8 protein-coding genes are annotated in these 13,344 nt (G+C 55.1%); all 8 read left to right on the top strand.

All coding sequences use genetic code 11. From position 1 onward, the window contains the following. Positions 1 to 26: 26 nt before the first annotated feature. On the top strand, positions 27 to 1,277 hold the full coding sequence (locus H7849_RS14585) for a RidA family protein (RefSeq protein WP_186740264.1): 1,251 nt from the start codon (positions 27 to 29) through the stop codon (positions 1,275 to 1,277). 16 nt (positions 1,278 to 1,293) lie between these two features. After that, positions 1,294 to 2,670, top strand: a complete 1,377-nt coding sequence (locus H7849_RS14580) for a DUF4380 domain-containing protein (RefSeq protein WP_251106280.1) — start codon at positions 1,294 to 1,296, stop codon at positions 2,668 to 2,670. A 4-nt stretch (positions 2,671 to 2,674) separates the two neighbouring features. Further along, positions 2,675 to 4,309 (top strand): pyrroloquinoline quinone-dependent dehydrogenase, encoded by a 1,635-nt coding sequence (locus H7849_RS14575; protein ID WP_251106279.1) that lies wholly within the window; start codon positions 2,675 to 2,677, stop codon positions 4,307 to 4,309. 193 nt (positions 4,310 to 4,502) lie between these two features. Beyond that, positions 4,503 to 5,165 (top strand): DUF6629 family protein, encoded by a 663-nt coding sequence (locus H7849_RS14570; RefSeq protein ID WP_186740263.1) that lies wholly within the window; start codon positions 4,503 to 4,505, stop codon positions 5,163 to 5,165. A gap of 296 nt (positions 5,166 to 5,461) precedes the next feature. Continuing rightward, positions 5,462 to 8,260 (top strand): UPF0182 family membrane protein, encoded by a 2,799-nt coding sequence (locus tag H7849_RS14565; RefSeq protein ID WP_186740262.1) that lies wholly within the window; start codon positions 5,462 to 5,464, stop codon positions 8,258 to 8,260. An 86-nt stretch (positions 8,261 to 8,346) separates the two neighbouring features. Beyond that, entirely contained in the window at positions 8,347 to 10,041 is a 1,695-nt protein-coding gene (locus H7849_RS14560; RefSeq protein ID WP_186740261.1) for an N-acyl-D-amino-acid deacylase family protein, read from the top strand. 237 nt (positions 10,042 to 10,278) lie between these two features. Continuing rightward, the gene (locus H7849_RS14555; RefSeq protein ID WP_186740260.1) at positions 10,279 to 10,623 is read left to right on the top strand and encodes a PadR family transcriptional regulator; all 345 of its coding nucleotides are present in this window, start codon (positions 10,279 to 10,281) and stop codon (positions 10,621 to 10,623) included. Positions 10,624 to 10,640: 17 nt separating this feature from the next. Then, on the top strand, positions 10,641 to 13,304 hold the full coding sequence (locus tag H7849_RS14550; RefSeq protein ID WP_186740259.1) for an ABC transporter permease: 2,664 nt from the start codon (positions 10,641 to 10,643) through the stop codon (positions 13,302 to 13,304). Positions 13,305 to 13,344: the final 40 nt, after the last annotated feature.

The following is a 13,344-nucleotide window of genomic DNA, read 5'->3' as shown; positions in this document are numbered from 1 at the left end:
AACAGGCCCTCATCTCCGGAGGAGAAATGATCGATCGGTTCAAGCGCAGCCTTCCATTCTTTACCTGCTTTTTTTTCTGCGCGTTCGGGCTCAACCTCGTTGCCCAAGACTCCGGATTCAAAGTCATTCAACCGCAGGACTATGCAGCTGCCGGTTCGTTCTATAGTCCTGGCATTCTGACCGGGGACACGCTCTACATATCCGGTCAAGGAAGCCGTAAGCCCGACGGCACACGTCCAGCGTCGTTCGCCGAACAAGTCGCGCAAGCCCTAAGCAACGTCCAGGCTGTGCTGAAGGGCGCAAGCATGAATTTGGGGAATGTTGTTTGGATGAACATCTATCTCGCGGATGAGCAGGACGTGGCAGGGATGAACGAGGTTTATTGGCAGACAATCGGCCAAAGCCCTCCAGCGCGGACTGTTCTGACGGTTGCCGCTCTTCCGGATGGGGAAAAGGTGGAAATCAACTGCATTGCCGTGGCAGACACGATTCACAGAGAAGCGATTTGGCCAGCAGGTTGGGCGCGAGACCCGCACGTGGACCCGCCTGCAATCCGGGCAGGTGAAATCGTGTATCTGTCGGCGCAGGGAGGTCGGGATCCGCTCACCGGGAAACAGGCGCCTGACTTTTCCGTAGAAGTCAGGCAAGCTCTCGATAATGTAAGTACCGTGCTCAAGGCTGCCCGGCTAAGCATGAAGAATGTTCTATGGGTGAATCCCTACATGAGCGTCGGCGGACAATACGACGTTATGGGCAAGATTTACGCGAGTTATTTTGAATTTGGCAATACACCGGGCCGCGGGACTATCCAAGTCGTCGGTCTGCCTAAAGGGGATCACATCGTATTTAGTTGCATCGCTGGAGCAGACCTCAGCAAACGCAAAGCGATCCGGCCAAGAAATATGCCTCCCAGCCCCACTGCCAGCCCTGGCATTCTCTATGGCGACACGTTGTATCTCTCCGCTAAAGACGGCTTCATTCCGGGTCAAGGCATAGTCACGCCTGACCTTGAACTGCAACTGCGACAGTCCATGCGCAATCTTTTGGATGGATTGGAAGAAGCCGACATGGATTTCTCCGATGTTGTTTTCAGTACAGTCTATTTGCGCCAGATACAGGACGCCGATCGAGTGAACGCGATATACGGTAAGTTTTTTGAGGGCCGTTATCCTGCCAGATCGGTGCTGCAGCAGAACCTCGAAGTGAACGATGAGGCTGCCGAGCAAATTTCCTTCATCGCGGTAAAACACTCACCCACCGGCCATGCGGCCAATTGACCGAGGGCGCACGTAGATGAAATTGACTGCCGTCAGCTGCTACCTTGCCTTTGCTCTCGTGGTTTCCTCGACGAGTGCTCAGCAGTCCGCACCCACTCCATCGTCTTCATGTCAAATTCATGCAGTAGTCTTCGACGGTTGGCAAGCCCAGGAGCTGGCGAACGAATGGGTGAAGTTGACCTTTGTTCCTCAGTTGGGCGGCAGGCTGATGCAGGTCAGTTTTAATGGGCACCCCTATTTATTCGTCAACCAGGTTTATAAAGGTAAGTACATTTCTCCGGCCGAGGCTGCGGGCCGTTGGATTAACTATGGCGGCGACAAGATTTGGCCTTTACCCGAAGGCAATGATGATGAGCAGCACTGGACAGGAGCTTCCACCCCTCTAGACGACGGTGCATATGCCTTCTCGATTTTGTCGCAAAACAATCGCTGCACCGTGCGGTTGGAGGGTCCACCGGACCCGCCTACGGGTCTCCAATACACGCGCGAGATAAGTATCGGCAGCGACTCCCCTGAAATCTTCTTTCATGCGATTACCAGGAACATCACGGGCCACTCGATCGCCTGGTCTGTGCAGTCCGTCTCTCAGTATGACCTGTCCGACGCCAGCAATCCTAACCACTACAATCATGACTTTTGGGCCTATGCGCCGCTCAATCCCCGCTCCTCATATTTGAATGGCTACCATGTCCGCGATGGGCTGGCGAATGATCCCTCTTTTAGCGTAAGGGATGGACTATTTCGACTAAATTGGAGATACCTCGAAAACGAGGTCTGGCTCGACTCAACTGCCGGTTGGATTGCGTTGGTCGATGGCGCAACTCACTATGCGATGGTCGAAAAGACCAGGTATATCGAGGGGGCAGATTATCCCGACAAGGCTTCGGTTATCTTCTACAAGAACGGACCCACTGTGCAACTGAATGCGCAGGGTATGCCCTATCTGACCTCAAAAAATCTTGAAGAGACTCCTTACTATATGGAGGCGGAACTGAACAGCCCTATGGCGGTCTTGGCGCCCGGCGAAACATACGCAATGGATAGCTACTGGTTTCCATCACGTATGAGCCCCGACTTGAAAACTGTTACTGACGCAGGCTTGGTGGGTCGGCCTCTCGCCGCAAAGAACAGTGCCGGGAAGCTCGAGCTTTCGGGCAGTTTTGGCGTCTTCTTCCCCGGCGCGCTGAAGGCATATCTTTATGATGAAGGTGGCGCAGAAACGGGGGAAGTCTCCCTCCAATCGGTTCAACCGCAAGACCCGGTTCAGCTCTCACAAACGATAACCACGACTAAGAGTGTGGCGCGAGTCTCGGTTCACTTGATCGATAGCAGCGGACTCGATCGCGGAGCTCTCGGGGAGGTAGTTGTAACCGGAAGGGATGAAGGGCGCTGACCGCATGAGGCTACACAGGAGATGGCTAATCGCCGTATGTGCGTATATGTTGTCTATTCCATTGAGCGGGCAGGATAGCGATCCATCCCTCGCACATGCTCCAGGCGTACAACCCTCACAACTGCTCTCTCGAACGATTAAAGACGACTGGCCTTCTTACAACGGTGATTACACAGGCAGGCGCTTTAGCAGCCTTACGCAAATCACGCCGCAAAATGTCGGACATCTTCAGGCTCAATGGGTCTTCCACAGCAGAAATGCCGGCATTCTTGAAGTTACCCCCGTGGTTGTCAATGGGATCATGTACGTCACGGCTTCCAATGATGCATATGCCCTCAATGCGCAAACCGGACAGATCCAGTGGCACTATTCTCGGCCCGTTTCCCAGGGCTTGATCGATGACGCCTCCGGGCATATCAACCGCGGTGTTGCTCTCCTGGGGACGCGACTTTACATGGAAACCGACAATGCTCACCTCTTGTGTCTGGATGCACGATCAGGAAACCTGATCTGGGACGTGGCATACGCCAGCTGGAACAAGAACTACGGAGCTACAAGTGCCCCACTGATCGTAAAAGACAAAGTACTGGTAGGAACCTCAGGCGGCGACGATGGAGTTCGCGGCTTTCTTGCGGCCTACGACTCTATTTCCGGCAAGTTGGCATGGCGTCTGTGGACGATTCCCGGCCCGGGAGAATTCGGCTCTTCAAGCTGGCCTGGAGATAGTTATTTGCACGGTGGTGGGACCACCTGGATGCCGGGAACATATGATCCAGAGCTGAATACCCTATACTGGGGCACCAGCAACGCAGCGCCGGATTACGATGGCAGCGTCCGGCCAGGCGATGACCTTTACACCGCGAGTCTACTGGCGATCGATCCGGATACCGGAAAATTGAAATGGTACTTCCAATTCACACCGCATGATCTATATGACTACGATGGTGCGGAGACACCCGTCCTGGTAGACATGCAATATCAGGGAAAACCGAGAAAGCTTCTGATCGAGGCAAACCGAAATGGGTTTATCTATCTCCTTGATCGAACCAATGGAGAATTCCTATCGGCTACACCATTTGCAAAGAAGATCAATTGGGCGACCGGAGTGGACGCCAATGGTCGTCCGATGGTTACGGACTTAAAGCCGACCCCGGATGGAACCCTGATTTGTCCCGGTGTCGTAGGTGCTACCAACTGGTTCTCGCCTTCTTATAGCGAAGCGACACACTTGTTCTACTTTTTGGCTCTTGAGGGTTGCTCGGTGTATTTTGTGAAACCAGCCCCATTTGAAGAGGGCCGAGAGTATTACTCAACAGGAACCAGGCACGATCCAAACGATAAAACGGAACGGATCCTTCTTGCCTTCGATCCCCAAACGAAGTCTTTTGTATGGCGCTACCCGCAAGCAGGGGATTCTCATTCCTGGGGTGGCGTCATGACAACCGCGACCGGTCTTGTCTTTTTTGCCGATGATGCAGATTTTCTTGAAGCGGCGGATGCCAAGACCGGCAAGTCGCTGTGGCACTTTAACACCGGGCAAACTCTTCACGCATCCCCGATGAGTTATGCGGTACGGGGCAAACAGTACGTCGCCATCGCATCAGGCACCGATCTATTCAGTTTCGCGTTGGCGGAGTGAATCGGGAGCGGACTATACATCTCGCCGGGTTCGATGCCAAGCCTGCCGTTCACAGCGACTCTCACACACTGCTTGCATCCAATGTAGCGTTACATAGTACGTGATATCTTGCAGCCAACCGTGATGTTCTGCTCAAAGGCTAGACTAACTACGGGGTAAGCAGATCGAGAGATCACTATGTAGGAGGTTAGGCGTGTGTTTTTCGGCGGCAATGAATTTTGTGGGCAGCGGGATTCTGGGCACATTGGGTGTCGTGACCTTGACCCGGGTGAAGCATCGGCGAGAACTTCTTTTCGCATCGCTCCCAGCTCTCTTTGCCGTTCACCAGTTCATTGAAGGGTTTGTATGGCTCGGACTCGATGGAAACCTGTCACCTAAGGTCACTCACGACATGGGTGCGGCATTCATGCTGTATGCGCAGGGACTCCTTCCATTTCTTCTACCACTCAGCGTGCTGTTGTTTGAACCGGACGCAAAGAGCCGGCAGCGCATGCAACCATTCCTGGTCATTGGAAGCTTAACGACTCTCTTTACATTGTGGGCTCTGATCGCGTATCCAACGCAGATTTTCGTCCAAAGCAACAGCATCGTGTATATCAATCAGGCCACAAACAATACGTTCGTCGCGATCCTCTACGTCATCGCGACATGTGGGTCGCTTTTGTTCTCGAAAGTGAAAGACATGGTGATCTTCGGAATTGCCAATCTGGCGATCCTGCTGGTCGTGATGGCGGTGAAGCGATATGCATTCACTTCGCTGTGGTGCGCCTACGCTGCGGTTGTGAGCGTGATCATTCTCGCCTACTTCTGGAGGAGCAGCGGAATCAGACCGTTTCAATATGCCGGGTCGGTGTGACGGTCTCCGCTCGTGATTGATCAACATCTCGGACACTTGAGAGGCAGCTAGAAATGTTGGAAAGGAAATCTCTGATTAGCTGGTTATACACTCAAGTGGTTCTTGCCAAGAAGGGATGGCGGACTCAAGGAAGCAAGTTACCGAAATCAACACTTTTCATGCACTACGTGAAGAAGTCGATGGGGTCGGCTAAACTTGGTGGATACGCAGCGCGTATGACGACCCTTCTTCAGGCACTGAAGAATACTCTTGCCTGACAATCTGTCAATGGTGATGCTGGTAAACGAGGTGTAGCATTGGCGGAGTCTATCGACTGGCCATATACAAGTCCAAAGCGGAATCGCCGCCGCATCTTTCTTATTGCCGCTCTTATTGCCGGCGTCGTCCTAAGTGCTCGGACGGCTCTGTCGTATTACGTAGACATGCTGTGGTTCCGGTCACTCGGCTACGGAGACGTGTTCTGGAAAACTGTGAGCCTTCAGTGGATTATCTTCACCGTCTTTGGCGTGGCGACGTTTCTCATTCTCTACGGATCGTTTTTAGCTCTTAAGAGAGCCCATCTCCCCGATTTTCCGAGCGGTCACACGATCTTCATCGGCGAACGATCGATGACCCTGCCAGTCGAGCCTGTCCTGCGCCTTGTCGCACTACTCGCATCGCTTGCCATTGCCGCTGCGACCGGCGCATCCATGATGGTGGAATGGCCAACGTTCGCGCTCTTCTGGTACGCGCCGCGTGCTACTACCGGTGCTGTCGATCCGATCTTCGGCAAGTCGCTGAACTTCTTTTTGTTCAGCCTCCCGGCGTGGCAGGTTGTCGTCGGCTGGATGCTTACTCTCGCTGGGATTATCTGCCTACTTTCCGTTTTTTTCATTCTCATTTCAGGCGGAGCTGGCGCACTAGCCAGGGACCGTCGCACCTACTTCCGATTGCCTTGGCGTGGATTCTCCATCACACTCGCCTTCCTGTTGCTGATACTCGCGACACGCGTGTATCTCAATAGGTTCGAGCGATTGTTTGATGCTCACACGGTCTTTGGCGGTGTAACCTACACGGACGCGCACGTCACTCTTACCGGACTGCTCTTCGTCTGCGCGGCGCTTGTTCTCGGCGCGGTGATCGCTGCGGTCAATGCCGTGTCGGCGCAACGCGGCCGCCGGCTTATCGTGGCGATCCTTCCGGCAGCCGCTTGTTTTATCGCCGTTCAGCTAACCGCGTGGTACGTCAGCAGCTTTATCGTCAAACCGAACGAGCTGGTGCGCGAGAAACCCTATATCGCCCACAACATCGAGCTGACGCGGCAAGCCTACGGATTGGACCGTTTCTCTCTGCGCGAGTTTCCAGCGGAGACGACTGTCGATTCGGCAGATCCGGCGAACAATCAACCCACGCTTCAGAATATCCGGCTGTGGGATTGGCATGCACTCCAGGACACGTTGCGTCAGATCCAGGAAATCCGCACCTACTATGACTTTCCCGATATCGACATTGATCGCTATGAAATCGACGGTGCGATGCGCCAGGTGATGCTTGCCGTGCGCGAACTAAACGTCGACAAGCTGCCGGAGAGCAGCCGGAACTGGATCAACGAAAAACTGATCTACACTCATGGCTACGGCATCACGATGAATCCCGTGAATGGGTTCACTCCGGAAGGGCTGCCAACTCTGATACTGAGCAACATGCCGGTCCAGAGCACGGTGCGCGGGCTCACCGTAACGCGACCGGAGATCTATTTTGGCGAGCTTACCGACACCGACGTGTACGTTAAGACGCGGCAGAAGGAATTCAACTACCCGCAAGGCCAGAGCAACAACCTCACCTCGTACGAAGGTAACGGCGGCATTGTCCTCGGCGGATTCCTACGTCGTTGCATCCTCGCATTCGACCGTGGCGATTTGGGAAAGCTACCGTTCAGTGATGATGTGAACGCGGAGAGCCGGCTACTGATGCGGCGCAACGTGCGCGATCGCGTATCGGCTCTTGCGCCGTTCCTCACCTACGATCCCGATCCATATATCGTAGTCGGAGACGATGGCAGGCTGTCCTGGGTCATGGATGCGTTCACAACATCGGATCGCTATCCATACGCCAGCCATTACCGTCTCAACGACACCGTCATTAACTACATGCGGAACAGCGTTAAGGTGGTCATCGACGCCTACGATGGGACGACGACGTTTTACGTGTTTGACACTGAGGATCCGGTCCTCGCAGCTTATCGCCGCATCTTTCCGAGCCTGTTCAAGGACGCTGCCCTGATGCCTCAGGGGCTCCGCAAACACATGCGCTACCCCGAGTTATTACTGAAATTGCAGGCGGAAGTGTACGGCCTTTATCACATGACGGATCCGGAGGTGTTCTACAACCGTGAGGATCTGTGGACAGTCGCTGCCGAGGTCGGCATGGGTGAGGGCGGTGAGCAGACAACACAGCCGATGCAGCCGAATTTTGTGCTGATGAAACTGCCGGACGAAACCGGTGTCGAGTTTGTAGAGATTCTGCCCTTCACGCCAGCCAACCGGAACAATCTGATTGGCTGGATCGCCGGGCGCAGCGATGGTGCACACTACGGCACATCGGTGGTATACAACTTTCCTAAAACGAAATTGGTTGACGGGCCGCTGCAGATCGAGGCGCGAATCGATCAGAACGCGCAACTTTCGGGACAATTGACATTGTGGAATCAGCAAGGCTCGCATGTGCGACGCGGCGCTCTGCTGGTGATTCCGACAGGACGTGCGCTGTTGTATGCAGAGCCGATTTACCTGCAAGCAGAGCGGAGCCCGATGCCGGAGTTGCGTCTCGTCGTGCTCGCGCTGCAAGACCGGCTCGCCTATGGGCCGACCTTCGAGGCCGCGCTCACGGCCATTTTTGGTGGAAACGCATCGTCCCTTGCTTCATCCGAGCCGCTGCGAGCCGCGCCAGCAACCTCCGGCGTGCCCCAGGCCGCAACGGATTTCAATGCACTCATCGGGGAAGCCGCTAAGGACCTTGCCGACTATCAGCGCCTCACGGCGGAAGGCAAGCTGGGTGAGGCTGGACAGAAGCTTGAAGAACTGAAGCACACAATCGATAAGCTGAACACGCGTTAAAAATATTAAGTAAAGTCTGCCGTGATAGGATGCGGAAACGCTGGCCCTCCCAGAGCGGTTTTGAACTCCTGGCACAAAGGACTCGTATGCGCACTGTGTCCGTTTGTTTGTTAATGCTTTCGTCGGTAACAACGCTTTTAGCAGGAGATTCTCCAAGCTCAAGTGAACCTTTCGACATCGTAATTGTGAACGGACACATCATCGATGGCACAGGGTCGCCATGGTATTCCGGAGAAGTGGGAATTCGTGCGGGCCGGATTGCAGCCATCGGCAATCTGGAGGGAGCGCCGCGCAAGCAGACGATTGATGCAAAGGGCAATGTCGTCGCGCCAGGTTTTATCGACATGCTGGGTCAGTCCGAAATGACAATGCTTGTTGATCCCCGGCTTCCTTCGAAGATTTACCAGGGAATTACTACTGAGATAACTGGAGAGGGCGGGTCAGCGGCGCCCCTCAACCCGACGATCATCGCGGCCGATCGCGCTGGGTACGATCACCTGAAGATTCATCCTGATTGGACTACGTTTCGCGAATACTTTGCGCGGCTGGAGCGTCAGGGCATGGGTATTAACCTGGCAAGTTATGTGGGAGCAACCAGCGTGCGACGTATGGTGCTGGGAGATGGCGACGTCCAGCCCACTGCGGCGCAATTGTCCGAGATGCAGTCGTTGGTACGACAGGCTATGCAGGACGGGGCCGTTGGGCTCTCCACTGCACTTCAGTATGCCCCAGCACCCTATGCCAAAACCGACGAGTTGGTTGCACTCGCCAGCGAGGCGGCAAAGTACGGTGGCATTTACGCGACGCACATGCGCAGCGAAGGCGACAGCGTGCTCGATGCAATTGATGAAGCAGCGCGTATTGGGCGCGAGGCACATATTCCGGTTGAAATCTGGCATCTCAAAGCTGCTGGAAAAGCAAACTGGGGCCGCATGCCGCAGCTAGTCGACCACATCAATGCTGCTCGCGCATCCGGCGTAGATATCAGCGCCGACACCTACGCATATACCGCATGGTTTAATACCTTTTCTGCCTTCATTCCTCCATGGGCTCATGACGGCGGCGACGCCAAACTCATCGAACGGTTACAGGACAAGACGGTCCGTGCTCGCATCCGCAAAGAGATGCTTAGCCCGGGCGGAAATTGGGATAACGAATGGCAGGAGATTCCCGGTCCAGAGGCGATACAAATTGCGGTGGTACAGAATCCTGAACTCATTCCGTTGCAGGGCAAGCGCCTGTCGGAGGTCGCGGAAATGTGGAAGGAGGATCCCATCGACGCGCTGTGTGACCTGCTCATCCGCGACAAAGCGTTCACTGAGGTTGCTGTTTTCGGCATGAGCGAGCCGGATGTCACCCTTGCGCTGAAGCAACCGTGGGTCTCAATCGACAACGATTCGCAGGGCACCTCACCTGATGGGCCGCTTGGCAAGGAACATCCGCATCCCCGAGCATACGGGACTTTCCCTCGTATCCTGCGTAAGTACGTGCGCGAAGATCATGTGCTGACCCTCGAAGATGCCATCCGCAAATTCACTGCTCTGCCCGCGCAGCGTATGAGGCTGACTGATCGCGGGGTCCTGAAGCTGGGCATGTGGGCCGACGTGGTTATCTTCGATCCCTCGACCATTGGTGATCTAGCTACGTTTGAGCAGCCCAACCGGCTTTCACAAGGGATGCAATATGTCCTTGTGGACGGAGTGCCTGTGATTGCCCAAGGAAAGATGACTAATGCTCTACCGGGAAAAGTGCTACGCGGCCAAGGCTATGTAGCTCACTAAAAGGCCTAAATGGTATCCCGATAGCCTAAGCAGGCAGATTGATATTTCCACTGCGACACGGACGCGGCGAAAAACAAAGCCTACGCCCGTTTTCGCGTCATAGATCATGTCATCCGCGTCGTCAGAAAGCGGAATGGAGTGATCATCCGTCAGGCGTGCTGCAAAAATCTTCTTCCCATAGCCATTCGAGTGGAGTATTATGCCTTTGCATAGTCATTCGAGTGGAGCCATACGGTTATGAAACGGCCTCCCGAAGCTGGAGATATTCTGCAGGGCACGCTGGACATGCTCATCCTGCGCACGCTGGTGATGGGGCCGGCACACGGCCACACGATTGCAGAAGTCATAGAGCACACGTCCGAAAACGCTCTTGAAGTCGAACAGGGATCGCTCTATCCCGCACTTCATCGTCTGGAAGACCGTGGCATGGTTTCCTCGCAATGGGGTGTGAGCGAGAACAATCGCAGAGCCAAGTTTTACCAACTCACAAGTAAGGGCAAGAGAGAACTCAACGCAGCTACAGGGCGCTGGCGGAGGATGACTCGCGCCATTGGCCTGATTCTGGGTGAATCGCACGAATAAAGCAGGAGGATATGCAGATGAGCTTGCGGCGTTTCACAAACCGCACCAGGAAAGATCGAGACCTCACTGAAGAAATCGATTCTCATCTCGCTCATGCACAGGATGCGAATGCCGCGCGCGGACTTCCCCAGGAAGAAGCACGGCGTCAGGCATATGTGCGTTTCGGAAATCCGCGCTCAACGCGTGAGCGGGTGTGGCGTTATCGGTCTCTTCCGTGGATGGAAGATATATGGCGCGACTTGCGCTTTGCATTGCGCGGACTCAGCAAGACACCGGGATTCACAATCATCGCCATTCTCGTGATTGCTGTCGGCATCGGCGTGAACACCGCGGTCTTTTCAGTCATTAACGCAGTACTGCTCAAGCCGCTTACGTATCCAGATCCGAAGTCATTGGTGGAAATGAGAAACACGGGCCCGCAGGGATCGTTTGCTGGAGCGAATATTCCGAAATTCAATATCTGGCATCAGCAGGCCAGTGTTTTTCAGCGGGTCGCGGCTTACGACTTCGGTGGAGCAGGGCTTAATATCACCGGCGGTGACCACCCCGAACAGGTGCAGGGCATTCACGTTTCTGCTGACTATTTCGCTCTGTTTGGCGCTCCAGTTGTTGCTGGACGCACCTTCACCTCTGCGGAGGACAGCCCGCACGGTGGACATGTCACTGTGCTCAGCTATGGTCTCTGGAAGAGTCGCTACGGAGCTGACCCGCGGGTTGTGGGCACCACAATCCAGCTTGATGGGCAGCCGTATCTAATTGTTGGGGTCATCGGCCGCGGGTTTGTGACCGATACTCCTGCGGATCTCTGGGTGCCTTTTCAGTTCGATATGAACTCGCAGGACATGGCCCACTACTTCACCGTTGCTGCGCGCCTCAAGCTGGGCGTCACGATGGCGCAGGTCAACGCGCAACTGCGGCTCGCTGCGGATGAGTATCGGCGTATCTACGGAAAAGACTCTCTTCCTGCCAATGGCGGATTCGGTGTTGTCTCTCTGCAGGAGGCGACGATCGGAGATACTCGCTTTCCGCTTCTTGTTCTCTTGGGGGCCGTCGGCTTCGTTCTTCTCATCGCCTGTGCCAATGTCGCGAACCTGTTGCTGGCAAGAGCCTCGTCGAGAAAGCGTGAGTTTGCTACGCGTGCCGCTCTTGGCGCTGGGCGTAGTCAGATCATCCGTCAATTGCTGACAGAAAGCCTTGCGCTATCACTCGCTGGCGGAGCGCTTGGTCTCATTCTTGGATTTGCCGGCGTTCGCTTTTTGCTCAGCATTAACCCGGGCAATATTCCTCGCATCGGCGAAGATGGTTCTGCTGTCACCCTCGACATCAACATCCTGCTCTTTACGCTCGGCATTTCTCTTCTCACCGGAATCTTCTTCGGCCTGATCCCAGCCATCAGCGCCTCTCGACCGAATCTAGCAGCTACTCTCAATGAAAACGGCAGCCACTCTGGTATCGGCTTTCGCAGCGGCAAGCTCCGCTCCGCGCTGGTCATTGGAGAAATGGCTCTCACACTTGTGCTGGTCATCGGTGCAGCGCTACTCATCCGCACATTCCTGAAGTTGCAGGCCGTCGATACCGGTTTCGCGACGCACAATGTCATCAGCATGGCCATGTCGATGAGCGGCGATCGCTTCCAGAAAACGGCTCCCGTTGCTCAGATCATTCGCGATGGCACAGATCGCGTGCTCGCGGTCCCCGGAGTTCTCGATGTTGGCGTGTCCAATTGCCTGCCGATGGCGGGTGGCTTCGGGATGATCTTTGATGTCGTAGGCCGCCCCAAGGGGAACTCGCCTTTCACCGGGGGCGCAGGCTTCTATTCCATTTCCTGGCGTTATTTCGATGCACTCACAATTCCGCTCCTGCGCGGTCGCAGTTTTACCGAACAGGACAATGGAGCAGCGCCTGGCGTCATCATTATCAATCAAGCTTTCGCCCGTCAGTACTGGCCCAAAGGCGATCCCCTTAAAGATCGAATTCAGATCGGACCGGGCGCCGGGCCAGCCTTTGCTGAAGGTCCACGTCAGGTCGTCGGCATTGTGGGCGACACGCATGATGGCGGACCGAATCGCGATCCCTTTCCCATGATGTACATTCCGCTTGCGCAGATGCCGGACCTCGAGACTGCGCTTAATTCACGAGTCGCACCGCTCTGGTGGATCATTCGTAGCCAGGTTAACCCGCGCACCCTTGCGGCACCCATCACTGCTGCTCTTCGCGACGCCAGCGGCGGATTGCCCGTTGCGCACATCCGCACGATGGACGAGATCGAAGCGCGCAATACCGCGCGTCAGCGATTCAACATGCTGCTTCTCACCGTTTTCGGATCTGCTGGTTTGCTAATGGCTGCTATCGGCGTGTATGGAGTCATGTCCTACTCCGTGCAACAGCGCACTCAGGAACTCGGTGTTCGCATGGCGCTTGGGGCACAGGCTTCCAATCTTCGCAACATGGTTATCAGGCAGGGAATGATGCTCACGCTGATTGGAGTGGTGATCGGCACAGGCGGGGCATTTTGGCTGACGCGCTTTCTTGCGAGCTTTCTGTTTGGTGTAAAGACTCTGGATCCGATTGCGTTTATCGTCACGCCTCTCTTGCTGTTGGCGGTCGCGCTGCTCTCCATCTGGATCCCTGCGAAAAGGGCTACTCGCGTGGATCCTATGACAGCACTTCGGCTTGAATGAAGAGGACAAGCTGAGTCTCATATTTGCTGAGTCTTTCAGC

It is taken from the genome of Alloacidobacterium dinghuense (genome assembly GCF_014274465.1).
Lineage (GTDB): Bacteria > Acidobacteriota > Terriglobia > Terriglobales > Acidobacteriaceae > Alloacidobacterium > Alloacidobacterium dinghuense.
This window is presented reverse-complemented; position numbering and strand designations above follow the sequence as displayed.